Consider the following 25,238-nt stretch of genomic DNA (forward strand, 5'->3'; position numbering starts at 1 on the left):
CCGACTAAGTCTTGAAAGCCAGAACAGCAAGAATTAAAAATAGTCTTACTTTTTATTCATCATGCCTTTGAAAGCAGCCATAAACGCATTGTAAGTCGCCGACTCTATTTCAACTTACCAGACCTTATGATCTTTGAACTATTTCTTATTCATCATGCCTTTGAGAACAGCCATAAACGCATTGTAAGTTGCCGACTCCGTTTCAACTTACCTGACCTTTATGATCTTTGAACTACTTCTTATTCATCATGCCTTTAAGAGCAGCCATAAATACCTTGTAGGTCGCCTCTTTAGCGACCAGGGAGTTATGCAAAACTATTTTTTATTCATCATGCCTTTGAGGTCAGCAAAAGGATTGTAAGTTGCCGCATCTACTTTAGCTTCCTTAGTCGCTCCGTATTGAATCAACTCTTCGAATCTAGAATGTTCATTATCGTGGCAATATAAGCACAACAACTCCCAGTTAGAGCCATCAGACGGGTTATTATCGTGATTATGATCTCTATGATGCACAGTGAGCTCACGTAAGTTGGCATTATTGAACTCTCGCGAACAACGCCCACAGACCCAGGGGTAGAGCTTTAGCGCTTGCTCTCTATAGCCAGTTTCTCGTTTCGCTTTATACTCTCTGGCTTCTGCCAATACTTTATCTAACTTACTTTGGCCTTGGTTTGCTGACATATCTTTCATCTCGAATTAGGTTGAACGCTTATTCAGTCCCATTGTTAAACAACCTACGTAGAGGTTCCGGACACGATTATCGATCGTTAAATGAGTGAATATAAAAAAACAGCCCTAATGATACCATCAGGGCTGTTTCATACCAATCAGTATAAAGATGTGCTCGCTCAGCGAGAATTTAGCGCTTCTGAGGCAAGGCAACGAGTGAAGAGCATAGTTATTCTACGTTTAAGCTCGTTAACACAGCATCGGATGCGCTAAAACTCGCCTTTCAGGAGTGTTTTTTGCCGCCTAGTTCTGCGTTGAATGACTTCACAAGGGAGCACCATTGTCTCATCCATTCGCCTTGAATTAGTTTGCTAAAAATCACTCTGAGCAGCTCACTTTCTTATACTGCTTGGTATTATAACCAGGTTTTCGAGACAAAATATTTATCCTATCTCTTATTAAACTTAGCTTGGTTATTTAGTTTATAAACTGGCTCTTAACCACTCTCCTAACCTAGCTCTTAACCTAAGTACTCTGAACTGGATAGGTGCAGGTAATGAAGGTATTTTTCATACTGAGTCACCACATCTGCCAGGATCTGATCTTGAGTAAAGCCCATCACGTCATAATGTTGGCCGCCATGCTCGAGGAACACCTCCACCCGATAATATTCGGTTTCACCTTCATCGAGTTCACTCTCGAGTGGATTGATAATGGAAAAGGCACGTATTCGTAGACCATAGGCAAAGTCATCATATTCCTCGTTGGCGATAACGAAACGAATTCGATTATCAAAATTCAACAATTCGGCCGGAATATCTTTACTGATAAAGCTCTCACACACCTTAGTCAGCGCCGGTGTGGCCACGTCATCGAGAAAAGCTTGTGCATCCTTTTGACTCGGATGAGACACTAACACATCGATATGGTCTTCCCAGTTCACGTTGGTTTTGGTGAACTGCACACTCGTATTATGAAGCTGCACACTGTTGATCTTAAGCCAGTCGTCCTGAAGTGCCTTATACAAACCAAAACACATCAAAAGCATGATTAGCAAGAAAGGTAATGCACTGGCAATCGCAACCGTTTGTAGTGCCTGCAGACCGCCTGCAAGCAGTAGAACAGAAGCGACGACTCCCTGAAGTAGGGCCCAGAAGACACGCTGCCATACCGGTGCATCATGATCGCCACCCGATGTTAGGTTATCGATAACCAGTGAACCAGAGTCAGACGAGGTGACAAAGAAGGTGATAACCAGACACAAGGCAATCGTAGATAACAGAGTCGAGAACGGCATATGTTCGAAAAAGACAAACAGAGCAACGGAAACATCACTTGAAACCGCTTCCGTCAGATAGTTTGCCCCATGGTTCATGATCGCATCAATCGCCGTGTTACCAAATACTGTCATCCACAAGAAGGTAAATGCACTTGGTACGAACAACACGCCCACCAAAAACTCTCTGATGGTACGGCCACGGGAAACTCTGGCAATAAAGGTTCCTACAAATGGGGACCATGAGATCCACCAGCCCCAATAGAGTAGGGTCCAACCACCAATCCAGTCATTTTTCTGTTCGTAGGCATACAAGTTAAATGTCTTACCGACAATATCACTCAAGTATCCCCCGGTATTTTGTACAAAGGCCTGCAGTAACTCGACGGTAGGTCCAAAGACCAGCACAAAGAGCAGCAGTAATACCGCCAGACCCAAGTTCAACTCACTTAGTCGCTTAACGCCTTTGTCCAACCCGGAGAAAACTGAGAGTGTCGCAATCAATGAAATTGCGATGATAAGACCAACTTGGACGTAAGCATTTACCGGCACATCGAGCAGATAGTTCAAGCCGGAGTTAACTTGTAACACACCAAAACCCAGAGAAGTTGCGACACCGAACATGGTACCTAACACGGCAAATGTATCGACCGCATGGCCTATAGGCCCATAGATACGCTCACCAATCAGAGGATAAAGCGCACTTCGCGGAAGCAGAGGCAACTTATGTCGATAGGAGAAGTAAGCCAGACTAAGTGCGACAACCGCATAGATAGCCCAGGCATGGATACCCCAATGGAAGAAAGTGATCTTCATTGCATCTTTAGCGGCCTGAATCGACTCAGGCGTCGCATCAGGTGGAGCTAAATAGTGCATCACAGGTTCGGCAACACCGAAGAACATCAAGCCAATACCCATACCGGCTGAAAATAGCATGGCGATCCAGCTTTTGTAGCTGTAATCGGGTTCGGCGTGATCCGGACCTAATTTAATATCACCGAAACGACTCACCATTACAAAAATAATAAAGATGAGGAAGATGGCAACACCTAAAATGTAAAGCCAGCCAGCTTTGAGTTCGAACCAAGACTGGGCAGACTTAAATACAATTTGCGCCTGTTGAGGCCAGAACGCCCCGACAAACACCATTAACGCAATTAAAAAAACGGACGAGAAAAAAACAGGAGGATTAATACTGGATTTGATCGACATAAAACTCTCGAAAATTAGCTAATAGTTGATACAGCTCACTCAACTACAAGAGATCCCGGCCAACATTAGACGGTGAGGCATCATACAGTTTTGCATAACTGTAACTGCGCCGGAAATCACAATTCGTGAACGCCAATAAGGCTATATACTCAGTTTTTTACGCTAAGGTCTTTAAGCCCAGGTTTTTGAGCCAAGCTTTTGAGCCAAGCTTTTGAGCCAAGCTTTTAAGCGAATCATTAACCAGAAAGCAAAAAACAACAAATCCCATTAAATAGCGGCCAAATACTAAAAAATTAATCTGTTCGGCACTATTGAATACAATCTATCTATACACAAATATGAGTATATTATACATTAATTTCAGCTTTAAATCTGAGCGGGCACCATAGAAACAAACAAGCGGCTCAGTAGCCGCTTGTTTTAAAAGAATTATATTTTTACGCTTTACTATCTCATGCTAACTAAAAATTAAGGTCTTTCTCCATCTCCTCATAGGAGACATGACGCACATCTTTTCCCTTCACATAATAGATGATGTACTCACAGATATTTTGGCAACGGTCACCCACTCGCTCAACAGCCCTTGCAGCCCAAAGCACATCTAAAACCTCGGGAATAGAGCGTGGATCGGCCATCATATAGGTCATCAACTGGCGAATGATCCCTTCATACTCTTTATCTAATTTGATGTCTTCTTTGTGCAGTTCCAGTGCAACCTCTGCGTCCATTCGCGCCAATGCATCTAGAGTGGCATTGAGCATACGAGTCGCATGACGTCCCATATTCTCGATACTCACCAATAATGGCTGTTGGTTTTTAGAGCGTTTATCCATTGCTGCCTTAGCAATCTTCACACAAGCATCACCGATGCGTTCCAGATCAGTAATGGTTTTGGAGATCGCCAGTACTAAGCGTAAGTCACTCGCTGCGGGCTGTCGCTTGGCAATGATGCGGGTACACTCTTCATCGATGGCAACTTCCATCCCATTGACTTTGTGGTCACCATCGATAACTTTCTGCGCCAACTCAGAGTCCAGTGTACTTAGGGCATCCAGAGACTGTTCCAGTTGACGTTCAACTAAACCGCCCATCGCTAAGACACGGTTACGGATATCATCCAGCTCGGCATTAAACTGACCAGAGATGTGCTTACTTAAATTCATATTTTCCATTGCAATTTAAACCTTTTCCAATTCTGTTAACGCCCGTTTCTAATCGCCGGACCTGAAAACTAATCAGTTTGATTAACCGTACCGACCCGTTATGTAATCTTCCGTTTTACGTTTTCTCGGAGTCGTAAATATGGTGTTAGTATCGGCATATTCAACCAGCTCGCCCATATACATAAAAGCAGTTTGGTCTGAGACGCGCGCCGCTTGTTGCATGTTATGGGTCACAATCACCACGGTGTATTTAGACTTTAAGTCGGTGATCAACTCTTCAATGGTCAATGTCGAAATAGGATCCAGTGCCGACGTAGGCTCATCGAGCAGTAAAACCTCCGGTTCGATGGCAATCGCACGGGCAATCACTAAACGTTGCTGCTGACCACCGGAAAGGCCAAATGCATTGTCATGTAGCCTGTCTTTCACTTCATCCCAAATAGCGGCGCCACGCAAAGAGCGTTCGGCGGCGTCATCCAGATCGCGGCGATTATTCACCCCTTGAAGACGCAAGCCGTACACGACATTCTCATAGATTGATTTAGGAAATGGGTTTGGACGCTGGAATACCATACCGACATTTCGGCGCAAAGAGGCAACATCGACTTGTTTGTCATAGATATTTTGCCCGTTAAGCAAAATTTCGCCACCGATATGACAGTTATCGACCAGATCATTCATCCGGTTAATGCAGCGCAATAATGTGGATTTACCACAACCACTTGGCCCGATAAATGCCGTAACCTGTTTTTCGGGGATCTTCATCGAGACATCGAAAAGTGCCTGTTTATCACCGTACTTTAGATCCAGATTGCGGATCTCCAGGGCTGTCTCTTCCTGGCTCAAATTGTTCAGATCGACTGAATTGGTGTTCATAGTAGACTTATCTATGGAAATCATTTTATATCCTATCACTTTAACAGAGCGGCCTCACCGCTCTGTTTATGCCACTGCGTGGCGACTTATTTGTTAAATATGTGCTTCAATATTTAATGCTCAAGCGAGCGATACTTCTCACGCAAATGGTTGCGGACGCCGATAGCTGTCAAGTTTAATGACACAATTACTGAAACGAGCAGGAACGAAGTCGCATAGACCAAAGGTCTCGCGGCTTCCACGTTAGGGCTTTGAAAGCCCACATCATAAATGTGAAAACCTAAGTGCATGAACTTACGTTCCAGATGCACAAATGGGAAATTCATATCGATTGGTAAAGTCGGTGCTAACTTGACGACTCCTACCAGCATCAATGGCGCCACCTCTCCGGCGGCGCGAGCCACTGCCAGGATCAGTCCGGTCATAATAGCCGGACTCGCCATCGGGATAACAATTCGCCAAAGTGTCTCAGCTTTTGTCGCCCCAAGCGCCAAACTGCCTTGCCTAACGGCACTGGGAATGCGACTGAGCCCCTCTTCGGTTGAGACTATCACCACTGGCAGAGTCAATATCGCTAACGTTAATGCAGACCAGAGCACGCCCGGCGAACCAAAGGTCGGAGCTGGCAGCGCTTCAGGGTAAAAGAGTTGATCTAATGTGCCACCAAACATATAGACGAAGAAGCCTAGGCCAAATACACCATACACAATCGACGGCACACCCGCTAAGTTAATCACAGCAATACGGATCATCTTAGTCACAGGCCCTTTCTTCGCGTATTCATGCAGGTAAATCGCCGCAATCACGCCAAAGGGGGTCACAATAACCGCCATCAACATCACCATAAAAACGGTACCGAAGATAGCCGGGAAAACACCACCTTCAGTATTGGCTTCCCGTGGGTCATCGCTGATAAACCGACCGACACCGACAAACCAATGGCCGACTTTTCCTATCAGGCTGATGCGATTGGAATAGGTTACATCTAAAATCGTATCGAGTTTTAGTACGACCTCTTCGCCGCGCATATCTTTGATGATCACTGAGTCTCGAGCCGCTTCGGTACGCAAGGCAAAGAAGGACTTCTCCAGCAGCAAATAATCAGCTTGTAGACTCGCTTGCTTTACTGCTATTTCCGCCTTACGCGCCTCGGTGAGTTGACCATCTAACTCATATCGCCTCTCCTGTAGACGAAGCTGTTCCATTGCATAGTTAATAGAGCCGATTTCACTCTTTTGCAGTGTTACGGCTTTATCGTTGAGCTCAACAGCACGCTCGATATGAGCCTCAAAAGAGGCTTCGATATCATCTAGAGCGAGTCGCTTTCCATCTTCAACCACAGCAATCGGATAGCCATAAAAATCACCGTTTTTACTTCTCTCAATCACGGCAATATTTTCAGGCTGAGTGCGTGAGATGATATCTGTTGCTAATATCCAGCGAAAATCTAACCCAACGAACTCACGGTTACCCGTTTTAACCAGATAACGCGTCACGGTTTCCCCTGGCATCTCCTTAAACACATGGCCCGCAGAGATAAGACGTTCGGTTGGCACCTCTTCTTTATCATAAATTTCACCGATCAAGGTGTAACGATTACCATCGGGATCATTTAGCTCCCATTGATAAACCTCAGCCGGCCAGAAATAACTGAGTCCACGCCAGGCAATCATCAACAGTAATCCCAGTACGGCAATTAAGCTGATGCTTACGGCCCCACCTGTCATCCATATCCAAGGCGATCCAGATTTAAACCACTTACCCATGACGGTTACTCCCAAACACTAACTCAGGCTCTGAAGCCACCGCCCCATCTGTCATTATGCAAACCCACGGAGACCCGGATTTAAACCACTTACCCATGACGGTTACTCCCAAACACTAACTCAGGCTCTGAAGCCACCGCCCCATCTGTCATTATGCAAACCCATGGAGACCCGGATTTAAACCACTTACCCATGAGTCATACTCCCAAATACAAATCTTGACTCTGAAACACTCATATTCATGTTCATATATCTAGTCATCATTTTCATTACTCATCATTACAGTGAACTATAACGTTCACGCAGACGCTGTCTCACAACTTCAGCTATAGTGTTGAAGAAGAAGGTAAAAATAAACAGAACAAAGGCTGCAAGGAAAAGAACCCGGTAGTGTGAACTGCCAATTGCCGACTCAGGCATCTCTACTGCAATGTTAGCGGCCAGGGTACGCATACCTTCGAACACGCTCCACTCCATGATGGCGGTATTACCCGTTGCCATAAGCACGATCATGGTTTCTCCCACCGCACGGCCCAAGCCCATCATTATCGCAGAGAAGATACCCGGACTGGCCGTGAGTAATACCACACGGGTCAAGGTTTGCCAGTTCGTCGCGCCTAAGGCTAAGCTACCATTTGACAGGTGACGAGGCACCGAGAACACCGCATCTTCGGCAATCGAGAAGATAGTTGGAATCACCGCGAAGCCCATGGCGATACCAACAACTAACGCATTACGCTGATCGAATGTGATCCCCAATTCGTTAGTAATAAACATGCGTGAATCACCATGGAAGAAGGCAACCTCAATGGCGGGGCTGATAGCGAAAGAGAACCAACCGATGAAGATGATCACAGGCAGTAACATCAGCTCTTGGTAGGTTTCAGGCAGACGCTGTTTCCATTTGCCGGGTAAGTTATGCCAGAGAAATGCCGTGGCCAGAATCGATAAGGGTAAGAGTACCAGCAATACCAAAATGCCCGGCAGATTGTCTTCAATCAGAGGGGCAAGCCACAGACCCGCTAAGAAGCCCAGAATGACGGTAGGCAAGGCTTCCATGATCTCAATTGTCGGCTTCACTATCGAGCGTATCTTCGGCGACATGAAGTAGGCGGTATAGATCGCTCCGGCAATCGCAAGAGGGGTTGCAAACAGCATGGCATAGAGCGCGGCCTTCATGGTACCGAAGGCCAGTGGCATCAAGCTTAGCTTGGCCTCAAAGTCGTCGGAACCGGATGTCGATTGCCATACGAACTTAGGTTCCGGGTAGCCTTCATACCAGACCTTGCTCCACATCGCACTCCAGGAAACTTCAGGGTGAGAATTTTCGACGGCGAATAGATGCAGTTTTGAGCCAGCCTCCACCACAAGCGCGTTAGATCTTGGACTGAAACCGACTTTTTTGGGGTTTTTAAGGTCAAAAGATTCTGAAAACAACTCACGTTCACTGGTTGTGTAAAGGAGTGTCAGATCCCCTTGGTCACTAACAGTCACGAAGCTCTTTCGATAAAATTCACTGGCTACACTGGCAACCGATGAAGACGCATCAAATGAGCGGATCTCCTGGTATTGACGCCCTCTCTCACCATTAACTTGAAAGTACTGCGCAACCAGACCCGAATCGTAACTAACCAAGATAGAACTCGCCCCGGCTAGTAGGCTCACATCGGTAACCTTCGCCTTAGCCAGTTCTAACTCAAGCACTTGCTGTAAGGAGATATCGTCAGCGTCACGAATATTATAGATAAACAACTTATCACCGCTTCTTAGTAGAAGCTGACGCTGATCAGGAGTCATTAACCTTTGCTGGACATCCTGTGGCGCATCAGTGATCAACCCCGTTGTTGCAATCCATTCAACCTCTTCGGTCATCATGTTCTCTTCGCCTTCCTGGCGGGTGAGATGCCAAAGGTTATTCTGGTCTTGATAGGCGAAACTCATCTTGTCACTGCTATAACCAAAAACCAGATTATTGAGCGGTGAACCATTGCCATCGACTGTTAACGGCGCGCTTCCGGCTGGATACCTTAAGTCAGGAGTGATCACGCGTTGGTTATTGGGATAAGTCACGCCAAAATTAATACCAGCAAGTAACATCTGACCATTACTCAGACCCAGGGCAAATCGTTGTTCACTGGCCACCGAAGTTGCACTACCCACAACCTCAGCGCCTTGGGGAAGTGGCAGCGTTTCTGTTTCGATTAACTGGCCACTTTTTGCATCATAAAAATCGACCTGACCTGACTCTGACACGCGGTAGATGATTTCATTTTGCTCATCACTACCAAGCATTAATGCCGGACTTGCGTTATTGGTAATATCGACACTCACCAATGGCGTAACCTCGGCGCCATCGAAAATAGGTTTAACAACGTATAACAGATAAAAGAAGATCAATAGCAGGGCGACAAATACCATAGTCCCCCCTATAGTCACCCCGACTTGGGTTAATCTGTCCTGAATCGCCCTTCTACTCGAGCCTTTACCCATCAGTAGGTTTTTAGCCTTAGGATCAGGTTTTATTACCTGAGTTACCATTAGAACCTCGTTTATTAAATAGCCAGTAGAGTTTTCACTGGGATTGTTTCAATTGCTGTGCTAACAATAGTTTAGAAACATTCTCATTATTCTGATGTGTCGAATTATATGACGTAAAGATGACACTAGTGTTACAGGGTTAGAATCCAGATAGAATATTTAATCAAAGGAGCTAAATCAACATGTTACGATACTTAGTCACCCTACAGGTAGCGGATAGAAAAGGGTTAGTCGAACAGATCGCGCACGCGGTTAGCCGTCATGGTGGTAATTGGCTCGATTCTGAACTTCGTCATATCGACGGAATTTTTGCGGCCATTCTCCTTTTAGAGGTCCCCGCTTCTAACTGGGATATTCTGGCCGAAAATTTAGAGTGCATCGAAGGTTTGAGCATGACCTATGCTAAAACGAATAAAAATTCACATCAGATTAAGCACTTAAGTTTTTCACTCGTGGCCTACGACAGACCGGGTTTAGTACATGACATCTCAAATAAGATCAGTGCTCTTGGGATCAATATTGAACATTTCAGCACTCGCTATGAAAGCGCGAGCCACACGGGTGTGCCCCTCTTCAGAGCTAATTTCGATCTTGGAATAAAGAACCCCGAACAAGAAGATCTGCTTTCCAGTGCGCTATATGCAATAGGTGATGATGTGGTCCTTGATAAGGTCACTACTTAAACTGTTAAGCATTTAAAAACCAACTAAAGGAGAGTGAGGCTGACTCTCCTTCATATCCCCCGCGCAAACACCCCACTCAAACTGTACTTCCATTGATGTTTTTCTTAAGCGGCAACAATCGATAAAATCTATCAGAGCTCATTTAAACAATCTGTTAGACTGTGATCAATCCAGAAGACTGGTCAATAACACCAGCTCAATGTCTTGCTCAATTCTATGCCTTATCTTAATAGGGCATATTTATGCTAGGAACAGTTATGTCAGGTTCAATGTTAGGTACTGTCTCAGGTACGATTAAAAAAATGCGCGCCACACTAGATAATGATGGACTGGTGCAGTACCAACTCCCCATAGGTGATGAGCTGTTAGCCATGAATCCTCTTATCGGTACAACTGTCACTTTGACTCATACCGGCAAAATTTGCTGCAGTAACTGCGGCAAAAAGACCAAGAAAAGCTACTCTCAGGGACACTGTTTTGTCTGCATGAAGAAGCTCGCAAGTTGCGATATGTGCATCATGAAGCCCGAAACCTGTCACTTTGACCAAGGCACCTGTCGTGAGCCGCAGTGGGGAGAGGATAACTGTTTCGTCCCTCACTATGTCTACCTGTCAAATACATCGGGCCTCAAGGTCGGGATCACCCGCCATACCCAGTTGCCAACACGTTGGATAGATCAGGGGGCCACTCAGGGGCTGCCCATTTTAAAGGTATCGACCAGACAGATCTCAGGTTTAGTTGAAGTAGAGCTGGCTAAGTTAATTGCTGATAAGACCAACTGGCGCACCATGCTCAAAGGTAATGCGGAAAATATCGATCTTAAGGCTCAAGCTACCGAGCTGTTGCCCCAGGTTGAGAATAAAATTCATGAGATTTGTATGGCCCATGGCGAATACGCCATCGAGAAACTCGATGAAGATACCCAGGAGATACATTTTCCGATCACAGAGTTCCCGACAAAGATAACTTCACACAACTTTGATAAAAATCCTATCGTTAGCGGAGTTTTACAGGGTATTAAGGGACAATATCTTATCTTCGACACAGGCGTTATTAATCTGCGTAAGTTTACCTCCTATGAGATAAGTGTCAGTTAATCTACAAGCTTTTATGAGCCGGTGTATCACTTGTAAGAAAGCCGGCTTATTTTCTAACACTTCAAGCAACGCCCCCAGCACCTATTTACATCATCAGATGAACGGCAAAAAACTTACGCAACCCCTTTATTTCCAATAAGTTACATTAGCCAGTCCTCATTCACTCCTCAGCAGTGACCTTGTTCAACAACACGTTATTTTCGATATATTTGTTAATCGGATCCCATTTGAGATATTGGAGTTACACCGGGTTCACACTTTTGCAACCACCGTATTGTATTTGAGTGTTATTTGTCACTTAATATCTATTAGATTTTTCTTATGTCTTATCGAACTCATCCTAGGGTGGTTTTCATGAAAATGACAATTAAAGCTAAATTAATCATATTAGTAGGTGCTTTACTCGTTGCTGTTTCCGGCTACTTCATTATCAATATGATCGTGATTGAACAGGCGGTTCTCAAACAAGAAAAGCTTAACATCAGCGATAAAGTCGAAAGCCTGGTAAAGCAGAATCTTATCGGTCAGGTGGATACGCTCAGCCGCTCGGTCAACGACTTCTATCAACAGTCCAGAGTCGAAAATATCAGACAGGCCCTGGGCGATGAGATTGTCATGTTTCGCAATATTATCGATCGCATGTATGAGAATAATCTTACCGATGATCCCGACATGATGGTCTATACCTTCATCAACGAATATCAGTGGGGAGAAGGCCGTTACCTGTTTGCCTATGACGCTGACACCCTAACGAACGAAGCTGCCGGTATTGGTGGCGTATCGATGGGAAACAGTCGTGATGTTGTCGATGAAAAAGGCAACTACTACGCTCGTAATATCGTCGCAGCAGCCAAAGAAAATGAGATAGGTTTCACCAGCTACTTCTTTTCGAATCCAACCAACGGCAAAGTCGAAGAGAAGCTCTCAGCCTCCTTCTATTTTGAGCCACTCAATCTGGTCATTGCTACCGGAGAGTACATCAGCACCCTGAAACAGGATAAGGTCACTGCGGCACTGCAGACCGTTATGGCGGCAAAGTATGGTGAAAATGGTGAATTCTGGGTACAAGATGCCAACGGGAAGATTCTGGCTCATTCCCAAAAGGGCCTCATAGGTCAACAAACAGCAAACGCCGATAAGGCAAAACAAGCCTTAGGTGCAAAATCCGAGGCCTTTGTACTGCTGCCAGTTTCATCCTCTTCAACCAATACCACCGAAGCACAGATTTCATATGTCAGAAAAATCCTCCCCGAATGGGGTTGGGTCATAGGAACCGGCGCCTTTGAATCCGATGTAACCTCGATTCAACAGGGGCTGACTGCGGGCACCCGTGAGATATTTGACAGTAAAATCTATCAAAGTATCGCAGTTACAAGTGTACTTATCATCATTGCACTCATTTTCTGTGTATGGCTGCTGAACAAAATAATCACTGATATGGTGGTGCTTAAAGAACGCATAGAAACCCTGTCCACCGGCGAAGCGGATCTGACCTCTCGATTGGAGATAGCTAGCCGTGATGAGCTGGCAGATATCGGCCATTCGGTGAATAATTTTATCGGTTACCTTCAAGCTATGATGCTTGATATCTCCAAATCCTCTAAAGAGATCACCGAGGGGATAACTCAGCTAAACAATCAGTCGGAACTAAACAGTCAGGCCCTCAATAGCCACACCTCAGAGACCGAACTCGCAGTTACGGCGATCACTCAGATGAACGCCTCAGCCGAAGCAGTCGCACAAAGCGCGGTACAAACCGCATCAAGCACCCAACAAGCCAATGAAGAGGCTAAAGCTTCTAAGGTCACGGTTGTCGATGCTTCGAACAGTGTCATAGCCCTGGTAGAGGAGATGAACACGGCAACCAGCAGCATCAATACCATGAGCGAGAATACCAAGCAGATCGTATCGGTACTCGACGTTATAGGAGGGATCGCCGAACAAACCAATCTCCTCGCCCTCAATGCCGCCATCGAAGCCGCCCGCGCCGGGGAGCAGGGACGAGGATTCGCAGTTGTCGCTGACGAGGTGCGCTCACTCGCCTCCCGTACACAATCGAGTACGGCTCAAATTGAAGAGATATTATCTACATTACGACGCGACGCAGCGACGGCTGAAAAAGTGATGACCGAGACTAAGAATAGCTGTCAGAAGGTGGCCGAAAACACGTCATTAGTCACCTCAAGCCTGGATACAATGACAGGTTCTATCGTAGAGATTAACGATTTAGGCAGTCAAATAGCAACGGCATCCGAGCAGCAGAGTGCGGTAACTGATGAGATTAGTCGGAATATGCACACCATAGAGGCCATGGCACTGGAATTATTACAAAACGGTCAACAAACGGCCCTGAGTACTCAGAATCTGTCGGCAGCAAACGAGCAACTCAATGTGTTAGTCAGTAAATTTAAACTCGCATAATAACAGCACAGATAGCTACGCTCACCAGCCAAGGTTCGACTCCCGGATCTTGGCTGAACTCCTGATTCTCCTCACATAGATCCATTAACCTCCCGTTCAAGAGAAGCCAAAGCTAAGAAAAAGGCGCGTTGCCGTCTTTTGTATCACTCACAAGCCCCCCCCCAAGACGCCCCCAAGACGCCCCCCGTGGCAGCAACATAAATGCAACAGATGTAAATACCCTGCAAAGGTAATTGAGAATGGTTATCATCCGCATCTCTTTGTAACCTACCAGGAAATACCATGCCGTTTTCATTAAGTAAGACAGCTCTTGCTACCCAATGTGCATTACTTTGTCTCACCCTTCCCTCTTACGCCAGCTTTGCAGCAGAGCAGACTAACGCTTCAGCTCAGTCAATGGAGCGTATGATAATTACAGGAAGCCGCTCGGTAGAGCGCATCGATGAGGTCCCCTCTTCGGTCACCTTGATCGACAATGAAGCGCTAAAGCAAGACATGTTAGTCAGCTCTGAGCTACAAAACATTCTCGCATTTCGGGTACCCGGCATGGCGCCAAGCTCCGGAACTTCGAGTAACTCGGGGCAAAGCCTGCGTGGCCGTCAGGCACTGATCATGATAGACGGCGTGCCGCAATCGACACCACTGAGAAATGGTCAGCTGGGTATTCGCTCCATCGATGCCGGGGCTATCGAACGTATCGAGGTGATCAAAGGCGCGACCTCAATCTATGGTAACGGCGCTTCCGGCGGTATCATCAACTACATCACCAAAAAAGCCACCAGCGACGACAAGGCCAGAGTACAGCTGGGTGCCTCGACCAAGTTCAGTGCGGTAAAATTTGAAGATACACCGGGTTATCGTTTCGACGCCTCGATAGACGGGACCAATGAGAACTTCAGTTATGTACTCAGTGGCGCCATCGAAGAGACCGGTCTTCAACGTGACGCAGAGGGCGACGTCATAGGCCTTAAATACGGCCTCTCCGAAGCCAAATCCAAGAATCTGTTTACTAAGCTGGGCTATGCCTTCGATGAAGAGAAGTACCTTCAGCTTACCTATAACTACTTTGAAGCTCAGCAGGAAGCGGATTATGTCGATGTGGTCGGCAGCGTCAATTCCGGCGTAAAAACCTACGCCGTCAAAGATACCAGCGGGGATCCAAAACTTGGTGCACCGCAAGGGCCTCGCGGTAACCATAACCTGATGCTCAAATATGTAGATGATGAGCTATTCAGCAATACTCAGTTAACTGTTGACGGCTATGCTCAAGTCATCGAGAACATGTTCTTCTATTCGACCAGCCTCTCTAACCCCAGTGAAGGCTACGCCGGCGGTCAGTCACTGATAAAATCTGACAAGAAAGGACTGCGGGTTAACCTTAACACTCAGATAGACTGGGATAATGTCGAAGTCAGCTTCATCTATGGCCTGGATGCACTCAATGACGTCAGCTCTCAACCCCTGGACGATGGACGCATCTGGGTACCGGAGATTGATATGACCAACCTTGCAGCTTATCTGCAAACAAAAATAATCATCGATGGCGACTGGATTGTTAAAGCCGGCGTGCGTCAGGATAGGGTTGATCTCACCGTCGATGATTATGAGACTCTGAAGGTATGCCGCGATGCCAATACCTGCTCGGTGCCTATGGACGTTAAGGGGGGAGATATCGACTACGACACCACGACCTTTAACTTAGGTATCAGGTACAATATGAATGAGCATTTCAGTCCGTTTGTAAGCTTCTCACAAGGCGCGGATATCTCAGACTTAGGTCGTTTGCTGCGCACCGCAACGGTTGATGATATCTCGCTTATTCGCACCGAAGCCTCAGTTGTCGATAACTATGAGGCGGGCTTCTCGGGGCAATTTGAGGATCTCACCTTTGAGCTTGCCGCCTACCGCAGTAACTCAGATCTGGGGACGGGTAACAAGTATGATGAAGCAACCGGCGTCTATATGCCGGTACGAGCACCACAGAAGATCTGGGGTTATGAGGCACAACTTGGCTATCAAATTCAGGACAACTTACGCAGCAACATCACCTATAGCTGGATAGAGGGTAAAGATACCGAGAATGATGTCTATCTCGATGGCAAGGCAATTTCTGCCCCCAAATTTACCGCCAGCATTGACTGGCAGCCAATCGATGCAGCAAACATAGGCATTAATTACCTCTATGTTGGCGACCGCTCTCGCTTCGAGCCAACAAACGGTAACTATGTCGGCGCCCAAGGGCCGGTGAGCAGCTATAATCTGGTCAATCTAAGCAGCAGCTACACCATAGATAATTGGCAGCTGTCACTGGGTGTAGAAAACCTGCTCAATGAAGATTACTACTCCGCCCGCTCTCAGGCATTTACCTACAAGGGTTATAACACTAAGGGGCTAGGGACCACGGTAAACCTTGGAGTTAAGGCCAGCTTCTAAGGTGCTCAAAAACAGGTTTGTTTATAACTGATTAATAAAAAACGGGGCCGGTATTAACCGGCCCCGTAAAAGAGATAAAATAATGAAAGAGATAGCAGTCAACAAGTCCGGCAGATGTTCTATAACTACTAGATACTCGGCACCGCCCCCAACATGAGTGAGACCAACTCATCGACTCGCTGCTGACGCTCATCCCTGCTCTGCTCTGAATCAGTGAACCCCTGCGCTAACACGCGCCATGCAGGTGCTGCCATACGCGGATTAAACAGCGCGAGTAGCACCGACCCTTTTTCATGCTTATCGGCATCGACTCCGATAGTGGAAAGACCAGGAACCAGACCCGCTTTGTCCAGTATCTGTGCATCGCTCATCTCAGACTCCAGCGCGATACCAAAACCTAATAACAGATCCGGTGAATCATCGATTGAAACCAGACGATAGCCTTTAGCTTCCATCGCTTTAGTCATCGATGCGCGCATAAGGCCGACAACGTTATCATCATTAACGCCCTCCTCTGCCGCTACTCTGGCCAGAGATGGGTGCCATGCAAAACGGGGGGTGCTTTGTGACAGGAAGCTAAGATCTCCGGTTGTCACCATAGTGGCGCGTGTCGGCTTAGACTTGGGTACATCGACAGTGACACAGGCGGTCAGAAAAAATGTTAACAACAAGCAGCTGATTTTTTTGAACATGATGTAAGATTCCCTCTTAAATATAATCCAATAATAACCCGTTAAAGATTAACCTAAGCTGACTCATAAGTAATTACAAATAGTTAACCAAAAAACATCTGTGAGCAATCATTATCAGCTCAAGCTATATCCTCTCTGTAGCTGATCAAAAAATTCCGCTAAAATGCAGCTTTATATTTCCAACAGCGGATCGACATGGAACTGGTTTTAACTATTGCACTTTTTGCATTCTCATCTGGCGTCACGCCCGGCCCCAACAACATCATGCTCATGACCTCAGGCGTCAACTTTGGTGTGAAGAGAAGCCTTCCTCACCTGTCCGGAGTCTGCATCGGTTTTCCCGCCATGGTACTCGCAATAGGGTTAGGCTTAAGCACCGTATTTCAGGCGCATCCAGTCATTCATTCAATCATCAAGTATGTTGGCATCACCTATCTTCTCTACCTCGCCTGGTTAATTGCCAATAACAGCAGTAAAATTGAGGGCAAGAACACATCTAGCCCATTGAGCTTTATACAGGCAGCAGCTTTTCAGTGGGTGAACCCGAAGGCTTGGATAATGTCCATAGGGGCAATCGCCGCCTTCACAAGCGTTCAGTCGCCACTGCCGCCCCAAGTACTGACCATCGCCACCGTCTTCATGTGTGTCGCCTTCCCCACCGCCATCCTCTGGCTGGGATTCGGAGTAGGCTTAAAGCGATTATTAAGAAACCGCCGCCAACAAAAAATCTTCAACATCTCTATGGCGCTCTTGCTTGTGGCATCTATCATCCCTATCATCGCCCCATAAACTGATAGCCGTAGCGTGAGTAAGGCTGGCATAACGACACAGCCTGAATAGGGCAAGGAGAAAGCAGAGTGAAAGACCAAGAGCAGGATACTGAACTTCAAGCCATTGCAGAGCACACACTGAACTGGGTTGAACGTGTGATCATGAAGTACAACATCTGTCCTTTCGCTCGCCGGGAAGTTGAGCGTCGCAGCATTCGGTACGCCGTTATCGATGAGAGTAAGATGCACAATGTGCTCGAGGCCTTAATCGCTGAATGTCAGCACTTAGATGCTCACCCTGAGATTGAAACGACGCTGTTTATTATTCCCAGAGGCTTCGAAGGGTTTTACCCCTACCTGGATCTCGTCGACATCGCTAATGACTTGCTTATCGAGCAAGGCTTTGAGGGGATATATCAACTCGCGAGCTTCCACCCAGATTACTGTTTCGATGGGGAAGCGATGGATGATCCTTCCAACTACACGAATCGCTCACCATACCCGACCCTACATATCATACGCGAAGCCAGCATGGAGCTGGCTCTGGCAACTTATGATGATCCGGAATCGATCCCCGAGCGTAACATCGAGTTCTCCCAGAAGAAGGGCAGTGATTTTTTTGAAAAATTACTGTCTGGATGCATGGGGAAAAAAAGCTAGTTACATATTTAATTCCATTTTTAGTTCCATAAAGGTTCAAAGCCCCATAATTTATGTTTTGCAGCCTCATAGGTTAGTATTCAACAGGCATGAGCCTCATAGGGAAGTATTTTCCCTATTCACAGATAGAAGAGATAACAATGGCGAAGAAGTTTTACGTAGTGTGGCAAGGCAGAGAAACCGGAATTTTTACCACCTGGGATCAGACTAAAAAGCTGGTCGATAAATTTCCGGGGGCACGCTACAAATCTTTTCCCAGCCAAGCCGAAGCCGAAGCGGCTTTTGGAAAGGGGGCGACATCGTCTCTTTCTAAAAAAGCCTATTCTAAGCCCGCTTCAGCACAGAGGAAAGCTAACAGCCCTACAGTAACCAGCGTCTCTGAAAACGCTAAAAAGTATGATGTAGAGATATATACAGATGGGGGATGTGAACCCAACCCAGGAAAGGCCGGCTCAGGCATCGCCGTATACCGGGATGGCGAACTATCAGAGCTCTGGTATGGACTCTATAATGCCTTCGGCACCAATAACACTGCCGAGTTAAATGCACTGCATCAGGCACTCTTAATCGCTCAGAAAAACCTTGAAAAGGGCAAGAGTGTTCATATCCTGAGTGACTCCCAATACTCCATTAACTGTATAACCAACTGGGCCTATGGCTGGAAGCAGAAAGGCTGGAAGAGAAAGACCGCCGGAGATATTAAAAACCTGGAGATAATTCAGCTATCTCACGCCATATATGAGGAGATAAAAAATAAGCTCCACATCTCTCATGTGGCGGCTCACGTGGGCATTGAGGGCAATGAGTTAGCCGACCGGATGTCGATCTATGCTATCGACCAACAGGACACACAGTTTTGCCGCTATCCTGAGCCGATAGACCTCGCTTCGATTCTAAGCCTGAGAGCGGGTTAACATTCGTTTTTGAAGGCATTATTTTCAATAATGACACAGCAAATTCAACTGATTTAATACCGACTGACAGAACACTTCTGCCCATTTTTCTGCACAAGAGAGAAATGGGCAAAATATCCATAGCTAAGCCTTTACCCCTCGGCCTTCGCCATCTTATCTTCACCCACGCCCTGAGTCAGGTCTTCATCGTTAGCCAACATCTTCTTGATAAGCTTAGATGCGGCAAATGCGACACCGACCATCACCACAGCCATAATGGTCAAGATACCGAAATAATCGCCATATAAGCTACGCACGACCTCCTGTGTTATAGCCTGTCCCTTTTCAACGGCAATGGAGGTTGAGAACACAGCACCAACGACACCACTGAGCGCAATCGCGACCGAAAACAGGCTGACCGAGAATGCTTCGATATGTTTAGGCGCCACAGACAAAATGAAGGCGACAACCATGCTGCCAACGATCACTTCCGCTAACGCCTGGAAGAAATGAATAACCAAAAATACTTCGGGGCGGATAACCACATCAGTGCCCACCGTCATAACGGCAAAGGTAAGGATACCAAAGGCGATGGCGGTAAAAATAAAGGCAAAGCCTACCTTAGTCGCGATAGTGAAGTGAATATCCCGCTTCTCCAAAGCAGTAAAAGCCAGTGCGATCAGCGGGCCACCGACCATGCACCACATAGGATTCATGGCCATCGAAGCCTCCGGCGCTATAGGAATGATCCCAAACAGGTCGCCGCGCATAGTATTAATGGTCACTAACGTCATCGAGGTCATCATCTGACCGTAATAAACAAAAAATGCGATGGTCAGCAACACCATAATTAATATGGTCCCCATTCTCAGTGACTCACGCTTTTCCGATTTTAGCATTATCGAAATGAAATAACCTATGGCACCCAGACCTATCGCATAAACAATATTCTTACCGATATCCATGTTAGAGAACATAAAGAAGACCAAACCTATCATGGCCGCCGAACTTATTAAAAACAGCACCCAGTTCTTGGTACTGACAGGCTGCCTGTCAATCTCTGAGCTGACCTCAAGCAGAGGTTTGCGGGTTACCACCATCAGCACAAAGGCCAACAGGGCCATCGCTGCACACAAGAGGTAACTGCCACTAAAGCCTATGACCAGCACAATTAACGGAAACAGATATTGACTAATAAAGGCACCGATATTGTTAATTGAGTAGTTAACCGCATAACCACTCTCGAAGGCCTCTTCGGTGGCGAAGGTACGCTTGAATAGTGGTGAATAGGAGGGGAACATCAAGCCTCTGGCATAACTGGCCAGGGCGATACCCGCCAGACTAAGCGGCACATTGATTATCGATGCGCCCAGCACCAGTAAGCCATAACCTGCAGCGAAACAGACGAAGGCCAAGGTCAGGGAGCGATAGGCCCCCAGAAACTTATCGGTGATGAAACCGCCGGCAATGGCAAACAAGGGGCCGATAGCAGAAAAAGCACCAACGACCATCATGGTATCAGCTTCTGAATAGTTCAGATCTTCCAGAAAGAAACGGGTCAATATCACCATGACACCGTAAAAAGACATGCCAAACATCATCTGGCAAATCATCATCGAACTGTTCAACCTATTCCACATAATCCGCTCTCTTCCTATTAGTCACTCAATAAACGTCAATGTTTATCAACGTGCGCGGATATTACATGAATCAACTACCAGAACCAGAGTGACTAGTCGCAAAACCAAAGATCATCGCTAAAAATCTCACTATCGCTGCTGTTACTAATTGTTTACACCTGCATCTTTATATGATGAGTTTAATGCCTGCTCTATGGCAGACTTAAGACTGAAAATGACTTTCTGAAAAAAATGGAAACAATATGAGTCCAATGGTCATTCCACTCAGCCGCTTGCTATAAACTAGATTTAAAGAGTAGAGAGATGACAATCTTAAGAAATACTTACACAAAGGAGAAACCTTTCCTATGCCAATCAGACCGCCTGTGAGACAATCTGCGCCATGAAAATATACGCCCATGTTCATAAAGCGCCCATTCGAGTTCTCCGCATCAGCAAGCGGCGCTTTTCGATACGTCTAAAACGCGATCTTATCGTCCTCAAAGAAGCATTGGCGCAGGAAAAACAGGAGACCAAAGATATGTTGGTCACCTACAAGCGTTACACCCGCAAGCAGGCCAATCGTGAAGAGCTACGTGAAGCTAACAGGCAGTTCGGGGACCTGTTAAAAGGGTTAGGACTTGGCATGTTTGCAGTATTGCCTTTCGCGCCGATCACCATTCCCATAGTTGTTAAACTAGGTAAAGTGGTCGGAGTCGATGTATTACCCAGCTCATTTAATAATATGTCGGAGAGAAAAAGACAGCGAAAATCTCCGGTGTTGGCTGGCAGTAAAGAGTAACCTTCTTTTGAGTGACTAGAATAAGTAACTCAAAAGTGCACTGAATATCTAATGGCTGACACTGCTGCCAATATTGTGATACCTAAATCCCCTCCCCGCTTCCCCCTGAATTCATAGCCTGTTACCCTATCGATTGATATTCTATGTATGAATGAATTGTTCACTCTTCCCTAACTATTTTAACTACCAGCAGAGAGTACGAATCCCACATGACTGATTTACTGATTTCAGGCGTTCCAGGTACACCACTGACCATCTTACATACCGATTCTTATGCCGACTGGTTGGCACAGCAAGAGCAACAAACACAAAACTGGCTAGCGACAACCCAATTTACCGGCAAGGGTATGAGCCTTATTCCCGCAGCCAATGGCGAGCTGGCACAGGTTATCTTAGTGAGCGCTGAGACCGAATCTTACTGGTTATGTGGCGATCTCGTTAACCAGCTTCCCGCAGGACAATACGCAATTTCCGGCTCTGATGAGCAGATAAAGGTCGCAGCATTCAGCTGGGGACTCGGTGCCTATACCTTCGATAGATATAAGGCCAGTGAAAAGGTCTTCCCTCAGCTTGTATTGCCGACTCAGGCACAAGCCGATGAAGCACTGAAGATGGTACGCTCGGTCTCTATTGTACGTGATCTGGTCAACACGCCGGCTGCCGACATGATGCCACAGCATTTAGGTGAAACCCTGGAAGGGTTAGCCAGCGAATTTGGTGCAAGTGTCACACAAATTGTGGGTGACGAGCTGCTGGAGCAGAACTACCCGACCATCCATATGGTAGGCCGCGCAAGTGAGAACTTACCGCGTCTTATCGACCTTACCTGGGGAGATGAAGATGCGCCAAAAGTTACCTTAGTCGGTAAAGGGGTCTGCTTCGACTCTGGAGGATTGGATCTAAAACCAGGCGCGGGCATGCGTCTGATGAAGAAAGATATGGGCGGCGCCGCCCATGTTATCGGTCTTGCACATCAGATCATGGCCAGTAACCTGCCGATCCGCCTGCGCGTGCTTGTTCCTGCGGTAGAAAATGCCGTATCTGCCAATGCGTTCAGACCCGGGGATGTCATTAAAACCCGTAAAGGGCTCACGGTTGAGATCGATAATACCGATGCCGAGGGACGCCTGGTCCTGTGTGACGCGCTCGCCGAAGCCAACAATGACAAGCCTGAGCTTATGATAGACTTCGCCACGCTTACCGGTGCAATGCGTATCGCTCTGGGAACTGAGCTCCCCGGTTTCTTCAGTAATGATGATCAGGTGGCTATAGACATGACTCAGTCTGGCCTTAAGGTTCAAGATCCAATCTGGCGCATGCCACTTCACAAGCCATACTTCGAGCTGACCGGCAGTGATATAGCCGATCTCGCAAACTGCGGCAAGGTACCGTTTGGCGGCGCAATTACTGCAGCCCTCTATCTCGAAGCCTTTGTCGATGAAGATATCAGCTGGAGTCACTTCGATGTGATGGCCTGGAATAACCGTAAACTGCCCGGTCGCCCTATCGGCGGTGAAGCATTCGGTATCCGCGCTGTATTTGACTATCTGCAGACACGTTTCACTAAATAATTGATAAACGAATACCAACCGATACCACCTCATAAGGCCTGCTTGCAGGCCTTATACCAACCGGTATAAAGATGTGATCGCTCAGCGAGAGTTTAGCGCTTCAGAGGCAAGGCAACGAGTGAAGAGCATAGTTATTCTACGTTTAAGCTCGTTAACACAGCATCGGATGCGCTAAAACTCGCCTTTCAGGAGTTTTTTTGGCTGCCTACTTCTGCGTTGAATAATTTCAGAAGGGAGCACCATTCCCTCATCCATCCGCCTTGAATTAGTTTGCCAAAAGAAACTCTGAGTAGATCACTTTCTTATACCGATTGGTATTACTCTTTCCCTCTCCCGCCCTCCGCACTATTAAGTAATAATATTTCAACAAAAATGCTAAATTCAGTATAGAATCCCATGAAAAAATCGCTAGACAGTCTACAATCTAGTCAAACTGTAATTTAGCAACATTAATTACTTTTAATCTGTAATGTTTTTTGTATAATCCTTTTCCGGCTCGAACCTCAGGTTCAAAGCTGGCTGTTACAAGGACAAGTGATCGACCCACGGAGTTGGACCGGCAAAACTTTTGTAAGTTTTAAAGGTGATCTTTTCTTGTATCAATGGCCGGACAACTCAAACCGCTCGTCTAAGTGTCTTCACTTAGCGACGTCAAATGTCGCTTTATCAAAAGCCTGCCCCAGCGTCATCAAAACAAGCATACGTTCACCTTCGACTTACTCCTTTGTAGTTCAAACTTGGATAAATCATGCAGTTGTTGATTAGCTTAGCCGGGATCTTATTTCTTATACTCTGTGGCTGGATTTTCTCTGAAAATCGCAGCGCAATTAATTGGCGTACCGTTATCGGCGCCTTAACCCTCCAGGCAGGTTTTGCCGCTCTGGTTCTCTATGTCCCTATGGGGCAACAGGTACTGGGTAGCGTCAGCCAAGGCGTCGCATCGGTATTAGGATTTGCCGACGAAGGGATTAAATTTCTGTTTGGCGATCTGGCCAGCACAGGTTTCATATTTGCGATTAGAGTGTTGCCTCTGGTGATATTCATCAGTGCCCTCATCTCCATGTTGTACTACCTGGGCATCATGCAGTGGGTGATCAAGCTCATTGGTGGGGCGCTACAAAAGTTACTCGGCATTAGCCGCGCCGAGTCTCTGGTCGCTACAGGAAACATCTTTCTGAGTCAGGGTGAATCACCGCTGCTGGTAAAGCCTTTCCTGCCAAAAATGACCCGTTCAGAGCTCTTCGCAGTTATGACTGGTGGAATGGCATCGGTCGCAGGTAGCGTCTTAGGCGGATATGCAGGTCTTGGTGTCGAGCTTAAGTTCCTTATTGCGGCGAGCTTTATGGCCGCACCGGGCAGCCTGATGATGGCAAAACTATTGGTACCTGAAGTTGAGTCTGTAGATGAACATCAAAATATCGATATGAACCAGAGTGAGCACAGTAATGTCATCGATGCCTTAGCCTCCGGCGCCATGAACGGTATGCGTGTAGCCGTTGCTATCGGTACTATGCTTATCGCATTTATCAGCGTTATCGCCATGTTTAATGCCGGGCTTGGCCAGCTTGGTTTGTGGTTCAACTTCGAAGGCGTCACGCTGCAGAGCCTATTGGGATATCTCTTCGCACCAGTGGCCTTTATCATAGGCGTGCCAGCCAATGAGATGATGCAGGCCGGTGGATTTATCGGACAGAAACTGATCCTCAATGAATTTGTCGCCTTCATGGACTTTGTCTCGGTAAAAGAGCAGCTTTCGGCTCACTCTCAGATCATCATCACCTTCGCCCTGTGTGGTTTTGCCAACATAGGTTCGATTGCGATTCAACTCGGCAGCATCGGTGTGATGGCACCTCAGCGCAGCGGTGACGTGGCAAACTTAGGCTTTAAGGCCGTACTCGCCGCCACACTCGCTAACCTGATGAGTGCAGTTTTAGCAGGAATATTTTTCAGTATTGCATAACTCTTCAGATTAAAGAGTCAAACACCAAAGGCGAACCGAGTGGTTCGCCTTTTTTTGCCAGCTTTTAGTCTGCCTGGTGTCCACTGCTTACCTTGAATGAAAATAGTCATGAACATATTTTAAGGAGAAGTGGAGTC

General features: G+C 46.7%; 18 protein-coding genes. 10 read left to right on the forward strand and 8 right to left on the reverse strand.

Annotation, left to right across the window (positions count from 1 at the left end):
* Window positions 1–315: 315 nt before the first annotated feature.
* From EKG39_RS01500 to EKG39_RS01530, 6 genes are all read right to left on the reverse strand, one after another.
* Window positions 316–681: a YajD family HNH nuclease gene (locus EKG39_RS01500; protein ID WP_126503560.1), complete on the reverse strand. Its 366-nt coding sequence runs from the start codon at window positions 679–681 to the stop codon at window positions 316–318.
* A 508-nt stretch (window positions 682–1,189) separates the two neighbouring features.
* Window positions 1,190–3,157, reverse strand: coding sequence for a BCCT family transporter (locus EKG39_RS01510; protein WP_126503562.1), 1,968 nt, complete (start codon window positions 3,155–3,157; stop codon window positions 1,190–1,192).
* Between the two features lie 461 nt (window positions 3,158–3,618).
* Window positions 3,619–4,329, reverse strand: coding sequence for a phosphate signaling complex protein PhoU (phoU, locus tag EKG39_RS01515; RefSeq protein ID WP_012141851.1), 711 nt, complete (start codon window positions 4,327–4,329; stop codon window positions 3,619–3,621).
* Window positions 4,330–4,401: 72 nt separating this feature from the next.
* A complete protein-coding gene (pstB, locus tag EKG39_RS01520) occupies window positions 4,402–5,220 on the reverse strand; it encodes a phosphate ABC transporter ATP-binding protein PstB (protein WP_126503564.1) in 819 nt (272 codons plus the stop codon).
* 89 nt (window positions 5,221–5,309) lie between these two features.
* Entirely contained in the window at window positions 5,310–6,962 is a 1,653-nt protein-coding gene (pstA, locus tag EKG39_RS01525; protein WP_126503566.1) for a phosphate ABC transporter permease PstA, read from the reverse strand.
* A gap of 279 nt (window positions 6,963–7,241) precedes the next feature.
* Window positions 7,242–9,500 carry an ABC transporter permease subunit gene (locus EKG39_RS01530; RefSeq protein ID WP_126503568.1) on the reverse strand — a complete coding sequence of 753 codons (2,259 nt, stop codon included), beginning with the start codon at window positions 9,498–9,500 and terminating at the stop codon, window positions 7,242–7,244.
* Window positions 9,501–9,682: 182 nt separating this feature from the next.
* Here EKG39_RS01530 and EKG39_RS01535 point away from each other — a divergent pair, with 182 nt between their 5' ends.
* From EKG39_RS01535 to EKG39_RS01550, 4 genes are all read left to right on the forward strand, one after another.
* A complete protein-coding gene (locus EKG39_RS01535; protein ID WP_126503570.1) occupies window positions 9,683–10,183 on the forward strand; it encodes a glycine cleavage system transcriptional repressor in 501 nt (166 codons plus the stop codon).
* Between the two features lie 257 nt (window positions 10,184–10,440).
* Window positions 10,441–11,280, forward strand: a complete 840-nt coding sequence (locus EKG39_RS01540) for a DUF2797 domain-containing protein (protein ID WP_246028389.1) — start codon at window positions 10,441–10,443, stop codon at window positions 11,278–11,280.
* A gap of 354 nt (window positions 11,281–11,634) precedes the next feature.
* On the forward strand, window positions 11,635–13,701 hold the full coding sequence (locus tag EKG39_RS01545; protein ID WP_126503572.1) for a methyl-accepting chemotaxis protein: 2,067 nt from the start codon (window positions 11,635–11,637) through the stop codon (window positions 13,699–13,701).
* A gap of 282 nt (window positions 13,702–13,983) precedes the next feature.
* Window positions 13,984–16,134, forward strand: coding sequence for a TonB-dependent receptor (locus tag EKG39_RS01550; RefSeq protein WP_126503574.1), 2,151 nt, complete (start codon window positions 13,984–13,986; stop codon window positions 16,132–16,134).
* Between the two features lie 128 nt (window positions 16,135–16,262).
* On the opposite strand, the gene EKG39_RS01555 is transcribed toward EKG39_RS01550, so the two are convergent.
* Entirely contained in the window at window positions 16,263–16,826 is a 564-nt protein-coding gene (locus EKG39_RS01555; RefSeq protein WP_126503576.1) for a DUF4136 domain-containing protein, read from the reverse strand.
* A 195-nt stretch (window positions 16,827–17,021) separates the two neighbouring features.
* Between EKG39_RS01555 and EKG39_RS01560 the strand changes: the two genes are divergently transcribed.
* The 3 genes from EKG39_RS01560 to EKG39_RS01570 all read left to right on the forward strand — a co-directional run bounded on the left by EKG39_RS01560 (window position 17,022) and on the right by EKG39_RS01570 (window position 19,170).
* Window positions 17,022–17,615 carry a LysE family translocator gene (locus EKG39_RS01560; protein WP_126503578.1) on the forward strand — a complete coding sequence of 198 codons (594 nt, stop codon included), beginning with the start codon at window positions 17,022–17,024 and terminating at the stop codon, window positions 17,613–17,615.
* A 143-nt stretch (window positions 17,616–17,758) separates the two neighbouring features.
* Window positions 17,759–18,256, forward strand: a complete 498-nt coding sequence (locus EKG39_RS01565) for a DUF1415 domain-containing protein (protein ID WP_246028412.1) — start codon at window positions 17,759–17,761, stop codon at window positions 18,254–18,256.
* Between the two features lie 140 nt (window positions 18,257–18,396).
* Window positions 18,397–19,170, forward strand: coding sequence for a ribonuclease H1 domain-containing protein (locus EKG39_RS01570; protein ID WP_126503582.1), 774 nt, complete (start codon window positions 18,397–18,399; stop codon window positions 19,168–19,170).
* A gap of 131 nt (window positions 19,171–19,301) precedes the next feature.
* On the opposite strand, the gene EKG39_RS01575 is transcribed toward EKG39_RS01570, so the two are convergent.
* Window positions 19,302–20,789 (reverse strand): MFS transporter, encoded by a 1,488-nt coding sequence (locus EKG39_RS01575; RefSeq protein WP_126503584.1) that lies wholly within the window; start codon window positions 20,787–20,789, stop codon window positions 19,302–19,304.
* Window positions 20,790–21,171: 382 nt separating this feature from the next.
* Here EKG39_RS01575 and EKG39_RS01580 point away from each other — a divergent pair, with 382 nt between their 5' ends.
* The 3 genes from EKG39_RS01580 (at window position 21,172) to EKG39_RS01595 (ending at window position 25,101) form a co-directional block, all read left to right on the forward strand.
* A complete protein-coding gene (locus EKG39_RS01580) occupies window positions 21,172–21,570 on the forward strand; it encodes a hypothetical protein (protein WP_126503586.1) in 399 nt (132 codons plus the stop codon).
* A gap of 209 nt (window positions 21,571–21,779) precedes the next feature.
* Complete coding sequence (locus EKG39_RS01585; protein WP_126503588.1) at window positions 21,780–23,141, forward strand: leucyl aminopeptidase family protein; 1,362 nt, start codon at window positions 21,780–21,782, stop codon at window positions 23,139–23,141.
* Between the two features lie 748 nt (window positions 23,142–23,889).
* A complete protein-coding gene (locus EKG39_RS01595; protein WP_126503590.1) occupies window positions 23,890–25,101 on the forward strand; it encodes a NupC/NupG family nucleoside CNT transporter in 1,212 nt (403 codons plus the stop codon).
* The last annotated feature ends 137 nt before the right edge of the window (window positions 25,102–25,238 follow it).

It is taken from the genome of Shewanella atlantica, assembly GCF_003966265.1.
In the GTDB taxonomy this organism is placed as follows: Bacteria; Pseudomonadota; Gammaproteobacteria; order Enterobacterales; family Shewanellaceae; genus Shewanella; species Shewanella atlantica.

Excerpts from the sequence above, each read along its gene's own strand:
- EKG39_RS01500 (WP_126503560.1), bottom strand. The coding sequence starts at position 681 with ATGTCAGCAAACCAAGGCCAAAGTAAGTTAGATAAAGTATTGGCAGAA.
- EKG39_RS01510 (WP_126503562.1), bottom strand. The coding sequence starts at position 3,157 with ATGTCGATCAAATCCAGTATTAATCCTCCTGTTTTTTTCTCGTCCGTT.
- phoU (WP_012141851.1), bottom strand. The coding sequence starts at position 4,329 with ATGGAAAATATGAATTTAAGTAAGCACATCTCTGGTCAGTTTAATGCC.
- pstB (WP_126503564.1), bottom strand. The coding sequence starts at position 5,220 with ATGATTTCCATAGATAAGTCTACTATGAACACCAATTCAGTCGATCTG.
- pstA (WP_126503566.1), bottom strand. The coding sequence starts at position 6,962 with ATGGGTAAGTGGTTTAAATCTGGATCGCCTTGGATATGGATGACAGGT.
- EKG39_RS01530 (WP_126503568.1), bottom strand. The coding sequence starts at position 9,500 with ATGGTAACTCAGGTAATAAAACCTGATCCTAAGGCTAAAAACCTACTG.
- EKG39_RS01535 (WP_126503570.1), top strand. The coding sequence starts at position 9,683 with ATGTTACGATACTTAGTCACCCTACAGGTAGCGGATAGAAAAGGGTTA.
- EKG39_RS01540 (WP_246028389.1), top strand. The coding sequence starts at position 10,441 with ATGTCAGGTTCAATGTTAGGTACTGTCTCAGGTACGATTAAAAAAATG.
- EKG39_RS01545 (WP_126503572.1), top strand. The coding sequence starts at position 11,635 with ATGAAAATGACAATTAAAGCTAAATTAATCATATTAGTAGGTGCTTTA.
- EKG39_RS01550 (WP_126503574.1), top strand. The coding sequence starts at position 13,984 with ATGCCGTTTTCATTAAGTAAGACAGCTCTTGCTACCCAATGTGCATTA.
- EKG39_RS01555 (WP_126503576.1), bottom strand. The coding sequence starts at position 16,826 with ATGTTCAAAAAAATCAGCTGCTTGTTGTTAACATTTTTTCTGACCGCC.
- EKG39_RS01560 (WP_126503578.1), top strand. The coding sequence starts at position 17,022 with ATGGAACTGGTTTTAACTATTGCACTTTTTGCATTCTCATCTGGCGTC.
- EKG39_RS01565 (WP_246028412.1), top strand. The coding sequence starts at position 17,759 with ATGAAGTACAACATCTGTCCTTTCGCTCGCCGGGAAGTTGAGCGTCGC.
- EKG39_RS01570 (WP_126503582.1), top strand. The coding sequence starts at position 18,397 with ATGGCGAAGAAGTTTTACGTAGTGTGGCAAGGCAGAGAAACCGGAATT.
- EKG39_RS01575 (WP_126503584.1), bottom strand. The coding sequence starts at position 20,789 with ATGTGGAATAGGTTGAACAGTTCGATGATGATTTGCCAGATGATGTTT.
- EKG39_RS01580 (WP_126503586.1), top strand. The coding sequence starts at position 21,172 with ATGAAAATATACGCCCATGTTCATAAAGCGCCCATTCGAGTTCTCCGC.
- EKG39_RS01585 (WP_126503588.1), top strand. The coding sequence starts at position 21,780 with ATGACTGATTTACTGATTTCAGGCGTTCCAGGTACACCACTGACCATC.
- EKG39_RS01595 (WP_126503590.1), top strand. The coding sequence starts at position 23,890 with ATGCAGTTGTTGATTAGCTTAGCCGGGATCTTATTTCTTATACTCTGT.